The organism is Halomonas sp. DN3, from assembly GCF_024137905.1.
Lineage (GTDB): Bacteria > Pseudomonadota > Gammaproteobacteria > Pseudomonadales > Halomonadaceae > Halomonas > Halomonas litopenaei.
Map to the genome: position 1 here is coordinate 4752358 of NZ_CP099965.1, position 16341 is coordinate 4768698.

General features: G+C 63.0%; 13 protein-coding genes and 1 pseudogene. 4 read left to right on the forward strand and 10 right to left on the reverse strand.

The window, feature by feature from the left end; genetic code table 11:
* Positions 1-21: 21 nt before the first annotated feature.
* From lnt to NKF27_RS20500, 3 genes are read right to left on the reverse strand one after another with little or no spacing between them, the layout of a single operon-like run.
* A complete protein-coding gene (gene lnt, locus NKF27_RS20490; protein ID WP_253554686.1) occupies positions 22-1494 on the reverse strand; it encodes an apolipoprotein N-acyltransferase in 1473 nt (490 codons plus the stop codon).
* Between the two features lie 34 nt (positions 1495-1528).
* A complete protein-coding gene (gene lspA, locus NKF27_RS20495; protein WP_035470171.1) occupies positions 1529-2032 on the reverse strand; it encodes a signal peptidase II in 504 nt (167 codons plus the stop codon).
* Positions 2029-4227, reverse strand: coding sequence for a heavy metal translocating P-type ATPase (locus tag NKF27_RS20500; RefSeq protein WP_035470168.1), 2199 nt, complete (start codon positions 4225-4227; stop codon positions 2029-2031). Before NKF27_RS20500 ends, lspA begins: the two co-directional genes overlap by 4 nt.
* An 89-nt stretch (positions 4228-4316) precedes the next feature.
* On the opposite strand from NKF27_RS20500, the gene NKF27_RS20505 reads away from it, so the two are divergent.
* Positions 4317-4775: a helix-turn-helix domain-containing protein gene (locus NKF27_RS20505; protein WP_035470166.1), complete on the forward strand. Its 459-nt coding sequence runs from the start codon at positions 4317-4319 to the stop codon at positions 4773-4775.
* Between the two features lie 306 nt (positions 4776-5081).
* On the opposite strand, the gene NKF27_RS20510 is transcribed toward NKF27_RS20505, so the two are convergent.
* The 3 genes from NKF27_RS20510 to NKF27_RS20520 form a co-directional block, all read right to left on the reverse strand.
* Positions 5082-6305 carry a M23 family metallopeptidase gene (locus tag NKF27_RS20510; RefSeq protein ID WP_197037084.1) on the reverse strand — a complete coding sequence of 408 codons (1224 nt, stop codon included), beginning with the start codon at positions 6303-6305 and terminating at the stop codon, positions 5082-5084.
* On the reverse strand, positions 6302-6940 hold the full coding sequence (locus NKF27_RS20515; RefSeq protein WP_231498567.1) for a thioredoxin domain-containing protein: 639 nt from the start codon (positions 6938-6940) through the stop codon (positions 6302-6304). Before NKF27_RS20515 ends, NKF27_RS20510 begins: the two co-directional genes overlap by 4 nt.
* Before the next feature lie 139 nt (positions 6941-7079).
* Positions 7080-7994: a cation diffusion facilitator family transporter gene (locus tag NKF27_RS20520; RefSeq protein ID WP_035470160.1), complete on the reverse strand. Its 915-nt coding sequence runs from the start codon at positions 7992-7994 to the stop codon at positions 7080-7082.
* A gap of 206 nt (positions 7995-8200) precedes the next feature.
* Between NKF27_RS20520 and NKF27_RS20525 the strand changes: the two genes are divergently transcribed.
* Positions 8201-9583: a DegQ family serine endoprotease gene (locus tag NKF27_RS20525; RefSeq protein WP_051895595.1), complete on the forward strand. Its 1383-nt coding sequence runs from the start codon at positions 8201-8203 to the stop codon at positions 9581-9583.
* A gap of 137 nt (positions 9584-9720) precedes the next feature.
* On the opposite strand, the gene cadR is transcribed toward NKF27_RS20525, so the two are convergent.
* Positions 9721-10128 carry a Cd(II)/Pb(II)-responsive transcriptional regulator gene (gene cadR, locus NKF27_RS20530; RefSeq protein WP_035414187.1) on the reverse strand — a complete coding sequence of 136 codons (408 nt, stop codon included), beginning with the start codon at positions 10126-10128 and terminating at the stop codon, positions 9721-9723.
* Between the two features lie 97 nt (positions 10129-10225).
* On the opposite strand from cadR, the gene NKF27_RS20535 reads away from it, so the two are divergent.
* Both NKF27_RS20535 and NKF27_RS20540 read left to right on the forward strand, forming a co-directional pair.
* On the forward strand, positions 10226-11122 hold the full coding sequence (locus NKF27_RS20535; RefSeq protein WP_035414185.1) for a cation transporter: 897 nt from the start codon (positions 10226-10228) through the stop codon (positions 11120-11122).
* A 193-nt stretch (positions 11123-11315) separates the two neighbouring features.
* Positions 11316-11537: a hypothetical protein gene (locus NKF27_RS20540; protein WP_108131996.1), complete on the forward strand. Its 222-nt coding sequence runs from the start codon at positions 11316-11318 to the stop codon at positions 11535-11537.
* On the opposite strand, the gene NKF27_RS20545 is transcribed toward NKF27_RS20540, so the two are convergent.
* The 3 genes and pseudogenes from NKF27_RS20545 to NKF27_RS20555 form a co-directional block, all read right to left on the reverse strand.
* Positions 11522-12157: a class I SAM-dependent methyltransferase gene (locus NKF27_RS20545; RefSeq protein ID WP_253554687.1), complete on the reverse strand. Its 636-nt coding sequence runs from the start codon at positions 12155-12157 to the stop codon at positions 11522-11524. The genes NKF27_RS20540 and NKF27_RS20545 overlap by 16 nt on opposite strands.
* Before the next feature lie 67 nt (positions 12158-12224).
* Positions 12225-13877, reverse strand: coding sequence for a multicopper oxidase family protein (locus NKF27_RS20550; RefSeq protein WP_035470148.1), 1653 nt, complete (start codon positions 13875-13877; stop codon positions 12225-12227).
* Between the two features lie 38 nt (positions 13878-13915).
* A pseudogene (locus tag NKF27_RS20555) lies at positions 13916-16315 on the reverse strand (heavy metal translocating P-type ATPase).
* Positions 16316-16341 lie beyond the last annotated feature (26 nt).

Consider the following 16341-nt stretch of genomic DNA (forward strand, 5'->3'; position numbering starts at 1 on the left):
CCCTTTTCGACTGGACTATTATCATCCAGACCGACGTGTGTTGAGTTTCCATCCAAGCAGCACCAGTAAGGCGGCCAACACCCAGGTCGGCCAGCTACCGGTACGTGTGAACGGTGTGTTCCCCACCATGGGCAGCGCCTCGCCGCGGAGGCTCGTCGCCAAGAACTGTGGTGCGCGGGCCGTGACACGGCCCTGAGTATCGACGATGGCGGTCACCCCGTTGCTGGTGGCGCGGATCAGATAGCGGCCGTTCTCCAGGGCGCGCAGGCGGGCCATCTGCAGATGCTGCAGGGGGCCGATGGAGCGTCCGAACCAGGTGTCGTTGGAGACCGTCAGCAGCAGCTCGGCGTCGCGCGCCTGCTCGGCCACCCGGTCGGCATAGATGATCTCGTAGCAGATGGCGTTACCGATGGTGGTTCCGGCGGCGCGCAGCGGTTCCTGATCGTCGGTGCCAGGCGTCATGGTGGGCATGGGCAGGTCGAAGAAGGCGATGGTGCCGGCGAGCAGGCTCTCCAACGGCAGGTACTCGCCGAAGGGCACCAGGCGCGCCTTACGGTACTTTCCCTCGGCGTTACCCAGGCCGATCACGCCGTTGTAGTAGTCGCCGCCGTCGCGCTGCAGGATGCCGGTGAGCAAGGCGGTGTCGGGGGCGAGGTTGGACTGCACCCGCTCCAGTATTGGCCGGGCCTCCTCCTCGAGCATCGGCAGGGCCGCCTCGGGCCAGACAACCAGGTCGAAGTCGTTGGACTGTGCAAGGGTCAACGCCGTATAGATACTGGCCGCCTCGCGCTGCCCCTCGGGAGTCCACTTGATCGCCTGATCCAGGTTGCCCTGCAGCAGGGCGACCCGCAGCGGCTCGCCGGCCGGGAAGGTCCACTGGGTCGGCAAGGCCATCGGGGCTAGCCAGAGAACAGCGATGGGCGCCGCGGCCCACCAGCGTCGTCTCAGCAGTTCCACGCCCAGGGTGCCGGTCAGGGCGGTGATCAGCGACAGCAGATAGACCCCGCCCACCGGGGCCCAGGCCGCCAGCGGCGAGTCTACCTGGGACGTGCCCAGCAGCAGCCAGGGAAACCCGGTAAACAGCCAGGTGCGCAGCCACTCGCTGAGTACCCAGATGCCGGCGAAGCTGAGGAAGGCCAGGCGTGGGCCCGTGACGCGGCGATAGAGCCAGAAGGGGACGGCGAAGAACAGCGCCAGGCTGGCCACGAACAGGCCGGTGAGGAAGAGCGCCAGGGGCGCCCCCGTATAGCCGTAGTCGTGGATCGCGACGAAGACCCAGGAGGCACCGGAGCCGAACAGGCCCACCCCATAGCACCAGCCGCGGAGGCCGGCCTGAGCGGGTGTCAGGACATGGATGCCGGAATAGACCAGTGCCACCGCCACCGGGCCCAGCCACCACAGCGCAAAGGGCGCGGCGCTGAGAGTGGTCAGTCCCCCGGCGGTCAGGGCCAGCAAACAACCGAGGGCCGGAGAGATCCGGCCGGCAAGCGTCATGTACCGGACTGGCAGGTTCTCTGCATCCATGCCGTTACTCAGACGCTCTGGGGGAGGGACGCTCACGTAAGGCCGCAATCGCAAAGGCGATGACACCCAGGAACAGGGCGATATCCGCCAGGTTGAAGGCGGGCCAGTGCCACTCATGCCAGTAGACGTCCAGGTAGTCTACGACATACCCTCGTACCAGGCGGTCGATGCCATTGCCCAGCGCGCCACCCAGCATCAAGCTGTACCCCAGCGCCTCCAGACGGGGCCTGGGCCTGCACAGCAGGATCGTCAGGACAATAGTCACCATCCCTGTCAGGCCCAAGAAGAGATAGCGCTGCCAGCCGCCTGCATCGGCGAGGAAGCTGAAGGCCGCTCCCGTGTTCCACCAGTGGCCCCAATTGAAGAACGGGGCTAGCGGGATGGTCTGGCCATACGGCATCAGCGCCTGCACCAGCCCCTTGATGGCCTGGTCGGCCAGGCCGACCATAACGGCCAATGCCAACCAGTACCAGCGGCGCGGCACTGTCGGTATCCGCTCTGTCCTCATGACGTGGCTTCCTGGTAGCGCGGGCTTGCCGAGCCAGTCGTGGCATTATTGCCTGGCGAGAAGCGATAGCCCAGCAGCCGCATGGCGTTCAGGGTCACCAGCACGGTGGCGCCGGTATCCGCCATCACCGCGATCCACATGCCGGTGATGCCCAGCGCCGTGGTCACCAGGAAGATGGCCTTCAGGCCCAGCGCCAGGGCGACGTTGGTCTTGACGTTGCGCAGCGTGGCCCGGGACAGGGCGATCAGCTCGGCGATGCCGCCGACGCGGTTCTTGAGCAGCGCCGCATCCGCGGTTTCCAGTGCCACATCCGTGCCGCCGCCCATGGCGATGCCCACCTCTGCCGCGGCCAGCGCCGGCGCATCGTTGATACCGTCGCCCACCTTGCCGACTGGGCCTCGGCCGGCGGCCTGCCAGTCACGAACGCGCTGGGCCTTTTCCTCGGGCATCAGCTCGCCATGTGCCTCGATGCCCAGGCTGTCACCGATGGCCGCGACGGTACGCGCATTGTCACCGCTGAGCATCACCGCCTGCACGCCCAGGCGCGACAGCGCCGTCAGCCCCTCCCGGGCATCGTCGCGAGGTTCATCGCGCACGGCGATCAGGCCCAGCGGGCGCTCGCCTTCGACCAGCACGGCGAGAGTCTTGCCGGCGTGTTCCAGCTCGGCGATCCGAGCGGTCAGATCGTGATCGAGGGCGGCCTGCTCTGCCAGGTGGCGGGGGGTGATCAGGCTCAACTCACGCCCCTCGACCCGACCGGAGACCCCTCGGCCCGACAGGGCGCGGCTCTCACTCGCCAGTGGAAGGGAAAGGCCCAACTGCTCAGCGTGGGCGAGGATGGCCGTGGCGATGGGGTGGCTGGAGTCACGTTCCATCCCAGCCGCCAGCCTCAGGATCTCTTGCGTGCCCTGGCCAGTGGCCCAGTCCTCCACGTCGGTGACCTTGGGGGTGCCGGCGGTGAGGGTGCCGGTCTTGTCCAGCGCCACCGTCCGCAGCTTACCCAGCTGTTCGAGCACCGCGCCGCCCTTGATCAGCAGGCCCCGCCGGGCGCCCGCCGAGAGGCCGGCAGCGATCGCCGCGGGGGTTGAGATCACCAGAGCACAGGGACAGGCGATCAACAGCAGGGCCAGGGCGCGATAGATCGATTCCGACCAGGCCATGGTCGAGACCAGCGGCGGCACCACCGCCATCAGCAGGGCGAGCCCCACCACCGCCGGCATGTAGTAGCGAGCGAAGCGGTCGATGAAACGTGCCACCGGCGCCTTGGCGGCCTGGGCCTCCTCCACCAGGCGGATGACCCGTGCGATGGTGTTGTCCTCGGCGCCGCGGGTTACCTCCACCTCCAGGGCGGCATCGAGGTTGACCGTGCCGGCAAAGACGTCGTCCCCCGGCGCCCGCGTGCGGGGCACCGACTCCCCGTTGATCGGTGACTCATCCAGGTCGGATTCGCCGGTCAGAATACGTCCATCGCAGGGCACGCGGTCGCCCGGTCGCACCAGGACTCGCTGCCCAGGCGTGAGCGAGGCGGCCGAGACCTCACGGGTATCCCCATCCTCCATCAGCCTCGCCGTGGACGGCGTCAGGTCCGCCAGGGCCGAGATGCTGCGTCGCGCCCTCGACGCGGCCACCCCCTCCAGCAACTCGCCTACGGCGAACAGGAAGACCACCACCGCCGCTTCGGCGGCGGCATTGATGGCCAGGGCCCCCAAGGCGGCGATGCTCATCAGCATCTCGATGGTGAAGGGGTTGCGCATCTTCAGCGCACCCCAGGCGCCTTGTGCAATGGGCACCAACCCCACCAGGGTGGCCGCGACGAAGGGCCAGTTGCCTAGGCTAGGCCAGACCAGGCGGAGAACGAAGGCCAGAGCCAGCAGCCCCCCCGTGACGAGCACCAAGCGTCCCTTGGCGGTCTGCCACCAAGAGGCCGGAGCGGCATCCGCCTCATCTCCCTCATCATCGGTGGCAAGCTGGTAGCCGAGCTCGTTAAGGATCCGCTCGATCGCCTCATGAGAAGGCGTCGTATCCTGTTGAGGGTGAATCCTCACCGATCCGGTGACCGAACTGGCCGACACCTCCCCGATGCCCTCCAGGCGGCCCAGAGCGGCCTCTACCTTGCGCTCGCAGCCGCCGCAGTCCATGCCTTCCACCTGCAGTGTCAGCGTCGACGGGATGGTGCCTTGCGTTGGTTCGGTCATGGCGCTGCCTCTCCGAATGTCTTAATCTTGTCCGGAAGCATAATCCCTGTAGCAACTACAGGTTCAAGTCATGCAAGAGGAGCATCAGGATGCCGGAGATTAGCCATGCCATCGGTATCGGGGAGTTGGCTCGCCGTACCGGCTGCCAGCCTGAAACGGTGCGTTACTATGAGCGCATCGAGCTGCTGGAAAACACCTTACGGACTGAAGGGGGTCAGCGTCGCTACGACGAGCGCGCCGTCAGACGGCTGACCTTCATTCGCCATGCCCGGGACTTCGGCTTCTCGGTGGATGCGGTACGTGAACTACTGGCGATGTCCGACCAGCCCGACATGTCCTGTCAGGAGGTCGATGCCGTTGCCAAGCATCACCTGGAGGAAGTGGAGTCACGTCTGCAGCGGCTCTCGGCACTGCGTGACGAGCTCAGGCGGATGGTGAGCCAGTGTGATGGGGGGAAAGTCGAAAGCTGCCGGATCATCGAGGTGCTGAGTGATCACCAGCTGTGTATCAGTGAGACAGCCCACAAAGGCGCTCACGACTTTGGGTAACCTCCTGCGCGTCCCAGCGTGCCCTAGTTGAGACATTCAGGAGCAGCATGATCACCATGCTCCATTGAGACTCCCAGGGTCGCCTTGTTCTGGTGACCGCTGCGATGGTCTCGGGAGTGATCTCATGGCCAATGACATACACCATCACGCCGGCGGTGAGGCTGCCTAAAAACCCAGCGTGACTGTCGAGATACCTTCCATAACCCCTTCCCGGGTGAAGCGATTGCCGCTGAGGCGGCAGGGTCTCATGACGATAGGCAGATCGTGCCCACCGAGGCGGGTTGCATCGCAAGCCCGCCTGGTGGCTTATCGATTGTCCAATGCGGCCAGATCGGGAGCAGCGGACGTTCCAATGTTTTTTTGCAGACGTGTCCGAGCCTCGAAAAGTGCGCTGCGATACTCCTGGCGTGTGGGTGACTCACTCAGAAGGATGAGTTGCCCTTCCTCGAGAGGATCCACGGGGCGGTCATCCACTCTCACCTCGTAGTGCAGGTTGGGCCCCGTGGCGAGTCCGGAGGCCCCTACCTCACCCAGTTTTTCGCCGGCCTTGATGGAGTCCCCGACCGCCAGCCTGGCGACGAACCGGCTGAGGTGCGTATAGCGACTGATGGTGCCCGTCTCGTGCTCTATCTCGACGACACGACCATAACCTCCCCGGCGACCGATGAAGGAAATGCGCCCCCGTGCGGTGGCCATGACCGGGGTGCCGCGAGGCGCGGCAAGATCGATACCGTCATGACGTCGGACCTCTCCGGATACGGGATGGCGCCGGTTGCCGAAGGGAGATGTCAGGCGTGCGCCGAGAACCGGAATCTGCAAGGAGTCCAAGAGGCTACCATTTTTAAATAGCATCACGGTGGTTCTCTGGTCCGCCGGCCACAGCACCTCCAGCCGCTCCCCCTGGTCAACCAACCTCATATAGGTCAGACGGGGAGGCCCGACTCGAGTGCCATCCTCACGGCGATCTTCTTCCCACAGTAATTGCAGGCGCTCGCCCCCCGCGATATCACGGCGTGTGTCCATGAGTCCGCCCAGCAGCATGTCAAGCTCTGCTGCGAAACGCCTGGGTATCTCCTCAGCCTCCAAGGCGGCATAGAGTGACGTCTTGACATCTACTTCACGACCCAAGGTCAGGGTGTCGAGGCGAGGCTGGACAATGCGCGTCGACGGACGCTCACCCAGGGTGACGACGTACTGAATACCCGAGTCACGCTCGATGGCCACCGACACCGGCTGTCCCGTCGCCATAGAGGTGAAAGTGATACGATCTCCGGGCAGCAATCGTCTCGGGTCGAACCTGTTCGCCAGCGAGGTCGCCGCTTGGGTGCGCATCTCGGCATCCACGCCAAGCTGCTGCAGCAGTGCGTCCAGGGTATCCCCTGGTGCCACAGTGAGCTCTTGGGCGACGCGACCTTGTGCCCTGGCCGATACCGGCTTGGCCGGTGATAATCCGGCACGCTCTTGCCAACGGGCTTCAGCCAACACGGGGCTCAGGACCATCAGTCCCGCTAGCAACCAGCGTCGTGTCATGATGCATCCCCTTCGCCGGAGACCTCGGCTACCTCACGGTTAACGGCGTCGACCAGCTCCTGCATGCCGAAGGGGTCCAACAGCTCGCCATTGACGAAGAAGGTCGGCGTCTTGCTGATCTGGTTGGCCTCGACGTCAGCCTTGTCCTGGTCGAAGACCGCCTGTACCTCTGGTGAATTGAGCTGCTCTTCGGCTGTGGCTCTGTTCAGTCCGGCCTCGCTGGCGATCTCCATGATCGCTTCCTCATCGACACTGCCATGAGCCGCCCACTGGCTCTGCCGAGCCAGCAGCGCCTCCAGCACCGGTTGGAAGGCATCCTGGCGCCTGGCCACTTCGAGCACGCGAATGGCGGTTTCGGATACGTCTCCGTGGAAGGGGGTGTAGCGCACCACCAGCCGCACCTTCTCGGGGTAGGCTTCCAGGATGCGTTTGGTCAGCGGATAGAAGGCACGGCAGGCCTCACAGGCCGGGTCGAAGAACTCCACGACCGTCACCGGTGCCTCTTCCGATCCTAGGACCGGCGAGTGCGCGCGCACCAGCGAATTCTCGGCCTGTGCACCCTCTCGGCTCGCCGTCTCGGCGCCCATGCCCAACAACGAGGGCCTCGACACGATCACGATGATGGCCGTCAGCATCAACGCTCCGGCCAGGATAAACGTCGCCTTTTTGTACATTTTTCTCTCAATTTCAAAGAGTTAGGTTTAAAAAAGCTCAGGATACTGCTGAGTGGAGCTCAGCCGCTGTTGGGTGCCTAAGTCGGCGAATAGTGGCGTGTTATCCATGCCCATAAAGGTTGGCATCCTGATGTGCATAATCAATATGCTCGAATTCCAAGCTGGAGTGGCCAATGCCAAAGCGCGCTTTCAGCTGAGCTTTGATATCCGCCTTGATCGCCTCGAGCTGCTGCCAGCCGGCTTCCGTCGTCACCACGTGGCAGTCAAGCGCGGCGGTATTCTCCTGCATTTGCCATAGGTGAACATGATGCACATCCTCAACCCCTTCGACGCTGCGCAGGAGATCAATGACGGATTGACCATCGACATCGGGTGGCGAGCCCAGCATCAGTGTCCGGATAGGGGTACCTATCTCCGTAAAGGCAAGATAGAGAATATAGAGTGCAATACCGATCGTAATCGCGGGGTCTACCCAACGCATGTCATACAGCAGAATCAGTGAGCCCCCGATGATCACGGCGATGGACGCAAAGGCATCAGACAGGTTGTGCAGGAAGAGGGCGCGGATATTGACGCTATGTTTTTGCATCGACCAGGTGAGCAAGGCCGTTAGCGCATCGACAAGAAGAGCGACAATGCCAATGATAACGACTATCCAGCCCTGAATCTCTGGCGGGTTGATCATGCGCATGAAGCCTTCGTAAATTAGATAAATGCCAACGATAATGAGGGTGGTGTAGTTGATCAGCGCTGCGACAACCTCGATTCGGCCATAGCCAAACGTCATCTGTGAGTCGGGCGGTCGTCTCGCGATCTTGCGGGCAGCAAACGCAATGACAAGCGCAGCCATGTCGGAAAAATTGTGCAGCGCATCCGCGATCAGCGAGAGGCTTCCCGCCAGAATGCCCCCAACGATCTGGGCAAGGGTCAATATCCCGTTGGCCCAGATGGCGATACTCACCCGACGGTCACCAGAGGTGGGGGCAAGATGGGGATGATCGTGATGATGTCCCATGCGTCATCCTTGTGGTGTCACCTGATGACCCAGCAGTATAAAACCTATAGCAACTCAAGCTTCAAGCCCGAACTCTGTTGAAGGCCGAGCCGGGGTTAGGAGTACGGAACTTTGCATAGTGGGCACTGTACCAAGTTGGCTACCATGTTCCATGCCCCCGGAAGGAGCCCATTGTGATACCCAAGCCTTACTCGCACGCCTGGCTGATGAGCTTAGCTTTACTGCTGATGGTGGCAACGCCAGCCCTCGCCGAGCCACAGCTGCCGGACTTCACGGAACTGGTCGACGAGGCCGCGCCGGCCGTGGTCAACATCTCCACCTCCCGCAAGGTCGAGAGGTCCATGACGTCCTCACGGCAATTTGGGGGGCAGGAGGTGCCGGAGATCCTCCGTGACTTCTTCGACGACCGCTTCCCGATGCCACCTGGCGGTGCGCCCAATCGCAATGAAGAGCCGCGTCGGTCACTGGGGTCGGGCTTCATCTTCGATCAAGACGGCTACATCATGACCAACGCGCACGTGGTCAAGGAGGCCGACAAGATTCTGGTGCGCCTCAACGACCGTCGCGAACTCTCGGCCGAGCTGGTGGGGGCCGACGAGAAGACCGATGTGGCGGTCCTCAAGGTCGAGGCGGATAACCTACCCACCCTGCAACTGGGCAACTCCGACAACCTCCAGGTCGGCCAGTGGGTCGCCGCCATAGGCTCACCCTTCGGCTTCGACCACTCGGTGACGTCCGGGATCATCAGTGCCATCAACCGCACCCTGCCCCAAGACGTCTACGTTCCCTTCATCCAGACCGATGTGGCGATCAACCCGGGCAACTCGGGCGGACCACTGTTTAACCTCGACGGTGAGGTCGTGGGCATTAATTCCCAGATCCTGACCCGTAGTGGAGGCTACATGGGCCTCTCCTTCGCCATTCCCATTGATGTGGCACTGGATGTGGCCAACCAGCTCCGTGAAGAGGGGTACGTGAGCCGCGGCTGGCTGGGCGTCAGCATCCAGCCGGTATCCAAGGACCTGGCGGAGTCCTTCGGCATGGAGCAGGCCGAGGGTGCCTTGATTGCCCAGGTCGAGCCCGGCAGCCCTGGGACAGAAGGCGGCCTCAAGGCCGGTGATGTCATCCTTGAGGTGAACGGCCAGGAAGTGGACCACTCCACCACGCTGCCGCGCCTGATCGGTGAGACGGCCCCCGGCGAAGACGTTGATCTCTCCGTGTTGCGCGATGGTCAGCAGGAGACCATCACGGTGGAAGTTGGCGAGTGGCCGGATGCCGGCCCCGGTCAATCCGATGGCGACCCGGTTCGACTGGGCATCGCGGTTCAGCCGTTGAACGACATGGAGAAGCGTCGGCTTGGCATCGATCACGGGGTGCGCATCGTCAAGGTGGCCCCCGCCGGACATGCCGCTGCCGTCGGCATTCGCCCCGGCGATGTGCTGGTCAGACTGGGCCAGCAGCCGGTAGAGAGTCCGGAACAGCTGAAGGAGATGCTGACCCGCCTGCCAGATGATCAAGCGGTGCCTGTTCTGCTCAACCGCGAAGGCCGCACCTACTTCGTGGCCCTGCGAGTGGGCAATGGTGACTAACCGCGACTGAGTAGCGTTCAATACATCAGCACAGCGGCGCCCTGGCGAACAGGATCGCTGGGGCGTTTCTTCAGACTCTCGTACATTCTAATGCACGGCTGGGGAGGGTATCCGGATTTAATGGTTGATGCGTCAACCTACTGTTGGTGCATGCTTCCCTCGCTAATTCCAGCAAGAACCCCACACGCCTCAACTTCCCGGCCATCGTTGCAACTCGCTCTCAGTGAAACGAGTTGTTTCTCAAGCGCCTGTAGAGCGGTTATCTGCGAGCGCACGTGAGAGATGTGATCATCGAGCAAAGCGTTCACGGCGGCACAAGGTTGGTGAGGGTCGTCCTGATACCTCTGTAGCTCGTGAATCTCTGCTAGCGACAGGTCCAGGATTCTGCAGCGACAAATGAAAGCCAGCCGCTCACCATGTTCCTCGGTATAGACACGGTAACCGTTCTCCTGCCGATCAGGCGACGGTAACAGGCCCTGTCGTTCATAGAAGCGGATCGTCTGTGTATCGACCCCTACCAACTCTGCCAACTGACCAATACGCACCAAGCTCCTCCTCAACGGATTCTCTCCGCTCTGTTGACCTTATAGTGACTATATGGTTTTAAATGATAGCCCGATAATATTCAAGTGGAGTCGTATCATGAGCAAAACCTGTGGAGCCCCCTGTGGCGGCGATGCGACGCCCATAGCGGATACCGATATGCGTCGCTCCTCCGAAGCATCGGGGAAATGGGTCAGCGTTTATGCCGTGCCGAAGATGGACTGTCCATCGGAAGAGCGAATGATTCGCCTTGCCCTGAACGGCTTTGAGGAGATTCGGGTGCTGTCCTTCGACTTGTCGAACCGCCGATTAGAGGTCGTGCATGACGGCGAGGTCGAGCCCATCACCGCAAAACTGACAACCTTGGGGCTAGGAGCCTCGCTTCAGGAAACGGCCGCTGCCGATCCTGAGTCGATCAAGGCGGTCGGTGACACGTCGGCCTCTGCCGCGCAGGAGTCCGGCACCCTGCGTTGGTTGCTCGGTATCAATGCGGTCCTGTTCGTGGTGGAAATGACGGCCGGCCTGATCGCGCACTCCACCGGCCTGATTGGAGAATCCCTGGACAATTTTGCCGATGCGGCCGTGTACGGGCTCGCCCTGTATGCGGTTGGGCATAGCGTAAAAATGCAGGTGCGTGCCGCGCATCTTGCAGGTGTGCTCCAACTGATTCTGGCGGTTGGCGTACTCGCAGAGGTGGTCAGGCGCTTTGTATTCGGTAGCGAGCCTGAATCGCTGATGATGATGGCGATTGCATTCGTCGCATTGATTGCCAATACCAGTTGTCTGCTGCTGATATCCAAACATCGAGAGGGCGGGGCGCACATGAAGGCAAGCTGGATATTCTCGGCCAATGACGTGGTGATCAACCTGGGGGTCATCACCGCCGGCGCCTTGGTCGCGTGGACCGGAACCAATTATCCGGATCTGATTATCGGCACCATCGCGGGGGTCATTGTGCTCAACGGTGCCAGGCGCATTCTGGCGCTCAAGGGTTAAATAATGTCTATTAATAGCTATTCAGTGGCCTGCTGAGCCAGTTCACCTAGCAAAGTCACCTCAAGCACGACGCCAGTGTTGCGAAGACACTCTGGAGCCTGGTGGCCTCCCTCGCCACGGGCAATGGCGCGCGTCCGATCTGGACGCCTTTCGTCAGGATCCGGTCACGGCGAAGCTGCTGGGCATCGAGACCGTGCCGGCGAGAGGCCGCCTCGGCAAATACCTGGTACGCATGGGGACGGTCCACCTCGACGCGCTCCAGAGCATCGCTCGCTACTGGGCAAGGCACTTGGCGCCGCCGATCCTGGACTATCAGGTCAAGACCCTGAGCTATGTGCCAGTGTTCGTGGATGGCACCGCCATCGAAGTGGATGGCCAGTTGTTCGGGGAATCGCCTCATTACACGCGAGCTTGATCAGCGGGGAACAGCACCCCCCAGAAATTGAAGCCAGCGAACCTCGGGACCTTCGAAAGATAGCCCGTCTCCATCCGCTGGATACCGAAGCCTGCGTGCCCGATAAGCTCGGGTATGTCGCGGTTGAGATGGCAGCCCCCCGCCACTCTGCGCCACAGGGGATTGATACGGCGCTGCCACTGGCGTACGGCTTCGTCGGGCGCCGTGCCGTGTTCGCAGAACAGCAGTTGGCCACCCGGCTTGAGCACGCGACGCATCTGCTCCAACGCCCGGTGCCAGTCCGGAATCGTGCACAGGGTGTAGGTGAGCACCACGGTATCGACACTGTTGTCGTCGAGAGGGACCTCCTCGCCCGGCAGGTCCAGCCAGCGCACCTCGAACTGTGCGCTGGCGACGTTGTGGCGGGCCTTGCGTCGCATGCCTTCGGAAGGCTCGAGCCCCCAGACCAGCTCGACCCGGTCCGGATCGTAGTGGGGAATATTGAGCCCGGACCCCATACCCACCTCCAGAACACGGCCCCGGGCTTGCGGCACCACGGCCGCCCGCTGACGATCGACCACCGTGTTGCCACACGCCAGGTGGAGGAAATGCGGCAGAACACGATTCTCGTAGAAGGACATCTGTATCGTCATCCCGTGTGGTTGCCAGGTGATCGAAATACGGTGTGATCGAAACCAGACCGGTTCGTTATGCCACCACCTTGAAGTAGCGCATCATACCGGCATCCTCATGCTCCATGGTGTGGCAGTGGTACATGTAGAACCCCTCGAAGTCCTTGAAGGTCAGAGCGATGCGCACCCGTTCCTCCGGGAACACCAGCACCGTGTCATGCAATCCCGCGTCGATGATCCCATCGTGCAGGTCCGTCTTGCCGCCCGCCGATATCCGCTCCTGAACCAGGAATTGCAGTCCATGAACGTGCATGGGGTGCGGCATCATGGTGTTGTTGACGAACTCCCAGATCTCCGTCTGCGCCAGCCGGACGATCTCGTCATCTGCCACCGTCGCGCCCTCCATCTGCCGGCCGTTGATCGTGAACCCCTGCATCATGCGCATGCCCAGCTCGAAGCGGCGTACTGGCGTATCGGCCTGAACCGGGGAGGCCGGCAGGTCTTGAGCCAAGCGTTCCGGCAGGGTTTCCGCATCGTTCGCCCGTGCGACGACGGCGAAGGTAACTAGCGAGAGCCGCTCGCTTCCCATCATGTCGCGCATCATGCCTCGATCCATCATCTCGCCCATTCGATCACCCATCATCCCTCGATCCATCATGCCGCCCATTCGATCGCCCATCATGCCCCGGTCCATCATGTCGCCCATTCGCTCGCCCATCATGCCGAGTTGGTACTCCTCGCTCACCAGCTGTACGGACTCTCCCGGCTCGGTGTCGCCAAAATCGACCCACAGATCGATCCGTTGGGCCGGCGCCAGTGTGACCGAGCGGCGCCGCTCGGGCTTGGCGAGCAGGCCACCGTCGGTGCCGATGACGGTCACCGCCCGGCCATCGCTCCAGGCCAGCTTGTAGATGCGCGAGTTGGAGCCGTTGAGCAGGCGCAATCGATATGGCTGCGTGGACACCTCGCGTCGCGCGTCCGGGTGGCCGTTCACCAGTACCCGCTCCCCGCGAAAGCCCTGCATGCGGGTCATCATCGCCCCCATGCCACCATCGTCGATGTACTGAAGCTCATTGCCATTGCTAAAGGTGCGATCCTGCAGGATGAGGACCAGTTCCCGCTCTCCGTCGGGGAGCTCCAAGGCACGCTCGGCGTCGTCGTTGATGATCAGTGGACCGGCAAGGCCGGCGTAACTCTGAAAGCCAACCCGGCCACCATCGGGGCCGTGAGGATGGGGGTGGTACCAGTACAGACCGGCACGATCCACGACATCGAAGGCGACCGCCATGCTCGTCGCTGGCGCGATCGGCAGGCGCGGTTGACCATCCACGTCCGGTGGTACGTGCAGACCATGCCAATGCACGGTGGTGTCTTCGGGGAGATCGTTGTCGATGCGTACCCGCAAGCGCTGACCACGACGCAGGCGAATCAATGGCCCCGTATAACTCTCACCCACGGGCGTCAGGGTATCTTCAGGCCCGACGATTCGCTCGGCCGTGTAGCGCCAGACGTCGCTCGGCGCACCGGGCAGGATAGCCACCTTGTCGGGACGGGCTCGCACACGCAGGTCGACGTCGAAGGGCCCCTCCATGGCCGTTGACGCGGACGCCGCCCGCAGAGCGGGGCGATATCTCCCGGTCCATACCCCGGCCCCCACCAGGGTCGACAACGCCGCCACACCGCCGATGCGGCGCAATACGCTACGTCGCTGCAGGTCGACATAAGCCATGATGCTCCCCCTCCTCTATGGTTGTCGGCGGCCCCGGCTCATAGCTTGGCGGCGCGTAGCCGCAGTGCGTTGGCGATGACCGAGACCGAGCTCAGGCTCATCGCGGCGGCGGCGTAGATGGGACTGAGCAGCCAGCCGGTGAACGGAAACAGCGCCCCGGCGGCCAGAGGCACCCCCAGGCTGTTGTAGACGAAGGCGAAAAACAGGTTCTGGCGGATATTGCGCATCACCCAGCGACTGAGATGGCGGGAGCGAACAATGCCGGAGAGATCCCCTCTCACCAGAGTCACCCCCGCGCTCTGGATGGCGACATCGGTCCCCGTGCCCATGGCGATACCGAGGTCAGCCTCGGCCAGGGCGGGGGCGTCATTGACGCCGTCGCCGGCCATGGCGACCACGCGCCCGGCCTCGCGATGCTCGCGCACGATACGCCCTTTATCTTCCGGCAGTACGTCCGCTTCAATTTAGTCGATACCAAGTTGGCGCGCCACGGCTTCGGCGGTGGTACGGTTGTCGCCGGTGAGCATAACCAGGCGCAGGCCATCCTCTTTGAGCGTCCGGATCGCCTGTGCGGTGGTTTCCTTGATCGGGTCCGCGACACCGATGAGTCCCATGACCTGATCATCGGCCACCAGGAACATCACGGTTTGCCCTTCGGCTTGCAGCGTCTCGGCACGCTGCGTCCATTCCCGCGCCTCCACACCACGTGTTTCGAGCAGCCGGGCATTGCCAAGCGCAAGCTCGCGTCCTTCGACCCGACCGGTGACCCCCATGCCGGTCACCGCCTCGAAATCGCTGGCATCGCTCAGCTCGACATGATGCTCTTGCGCAGCACTGACAATGGCCTCGGCCAACGGATGTTCGCTGCCTCGCTCGAGGCTGCCGGCAAGTTGCAGCAACTGCGCTTCATCACTGCCGGAAACGGGCTTGAGGGATACGACCCGGGGTTTACCCTCTGTGAGGGTGCCGGTCTTGTCGACGACCAGGGTGTCGACTTTCTCGAAACGTTCCAGTGCCTCGGCATTCTTGATCAACACGCCCGCCCGGGCCCCGCGACCGACCCCAACCTGGATCGACATCGGCGTCGCCAAGCCGAGCGCACAGGGACACGCGATGATCAGCACCGATACCGCGGCGATCACCGCGTAGGCCATCGCCGGCGGTGGCCCCCAGATCCCTCAGGCAATAAATGCCAGGATCGCCACGATAACCACCGCGGGGACGAAATAGCCGGCGACCACATCGGCAAGCCGCTGAACGGGCGGCTGCGAACGCTGCGCTTCGGCCACCATTTCCGCGATCTGCGAAAGCACCGTGTCCTCGCCGACCTTGTCGGCGCGCATGACGAAGCTGCCCTGACCACTCACGGTGCCGCCGATGACCGTGTCGCCCTCGCGCTTCTCGACGGGAAGGGACTCCCCGGTCACCATCGATTCGTCCAGCGTGCTGTGGCCTTCGAGCACCTCGCCATCGACCGGCACCTTGTCACCGGGGCGTACCCGTAGACGGTCACCGGTACACAGCTCGTCGAGCGAGACCTCCTCGTCATTGCCCTCGGCATCGATGCGTCGTGCGGTCGGCGGCGCGAGATCGAGGATCGCGCGCAGCGCACTGCCGGTCTTCTCGCGGGCGCGGGCCTCGATCACTTGACCGAGCAGGATCAGCACGACGATCACCGCCGCCGCCTCGAAATACACGCCGACCGAGCCATCGGCGTCACGGAAAGTGGCCGGGAATATCCCAGGGGCGAGCGTGGCGACGACACTGTAGCCATAGGCCGCCCCCACACCGAGGGCGATCAGCGTGAACATGCTGAGGTTGCGTGTGACGAGGGACTTCCAACCACGCAGGAAGAATGGCCATCCGGCCCATAGCACCACGGGCGTGGCAAAGATCAGTTCGATCCAGTGACCACTGCCGGCGGGCAGCACCTCATCCACCCAAGGGCCGATACCGGGCAGCACGCTGCCCATGGCGACGAACAACACCGGCAGCGTCAGCAGGCCGCCCACCCAGAAGCGTCGGAACATCTCGAGAAACTCGAAGCTGCGTTCCTCTCCGGAAACGCGGGTGAGCTCGAGTGCCATGCCACACTTGGGGCAGTCGCCGGGCTCATCCTGCCGCACCTCCGGATGCATGGGGCAGGTATACTGGACCCTCGACGACGGTTGCGGCTTGACGGGTTCCAGCGCCATGCCGCACTTGGGACACTCCCCCGGCTCCTCGCTCTCTACGCCAGAACACATGGGGCAGAAATAATTGGCCTTGCCACTGGGCTTCGACGCAGCCGCCGAGGTGGCGGCAAGCACGGCGCCTGGATCCTCGCGAAAGTGCTCGTCGCACTGCTTGCTACAGAAATAGTAACGCTCACCGCGATGCTCGACGCTCTCCGTCGAGGCGGGATCGACGCTCATGCCACAAACGGGGTCTTTTTCCATGAAGAACCCTCCATTGTACAAAAGGT

Bases quoted from the DNA above. Each gene is read 5' to 3' on its own strand.
- NKF27_RS20505 (WP_035470166.1), top strand. From the start codon at position 4,317: ATGCCGGAGATTAGCCATGCCATCGGTATCGGGGAGTTGGCTCGCCGT.
- NKF27_RS20500 (WP_035470168.1), bottom strand. From the start codon at position 4,227: ATGACCGAACCAACGCAAGGCACCATCCCGTCGACGCTGACACTGCAG.
- NKF27_RS20510 (WP_197037084.1), bottom strand. From the start codon at position 6,305: ATGACACGACGCTGGTTGCTAGCGGGACTGATGGTCCTGAGCCCCGTG.
- NKF27_RS20520 (WP_035470160.1), bottom strand. From the start codon at position 7,994: ATGGGACATCATCACGATCATCCCCATCTTGCCCCCACCTCTGGTGAC.
- lspA (WP_035470171.1), bottom strand. From the start codon at position 2,032: ATGAGGACAGAGCGGATACCGACAGTGCCGCGCCGCTGGTACTGGTTG.
- NKF27_RS20515 (WP_231498567.1), bottom strand. From the start codon at position 6,940: ATGCTGACGGCCATCATCGTGATCGTGTCGAGGCCCTCGTTGTTGGGC.
- NKF27_RS20525 (WP_051895595.1), top strand. From the start codon at position 8,201: ATGAGCTTAGCTTTACTGCTGATGGTGGCAACGCCAGCCCTCGCCGAG.
- lnt (WP_253554686.1), bottom strand. From the start codon at position 1,494: ATGACGCTTGCCGGCCGGATCTCTCCGGCCCTCGGTTGTTTGCTGGCC.
- NKF27_RS20545 (WP_253554687.1), bottom strand. From the start codon at position 12,157: ATGTCCTTCTACGAGAATCGTGTTCTGCCGCATTTCCTCCACCTGGCG.
- NKF27_RS20550 (WP_035470148.1), bottom strand. From the start codon at position 13,877: ATGGCTTATGTCGACCTGCAGCGACGTAGCGTATTGCGCCGCATCGGC.
- NKF27_RS20535 (WP_035414185.1), top strand. From the start codon at position 10,226: ATGAGCAAAACCTGTGGAGCCCCCTGTGGCGGCGATGCGACGCCCATA.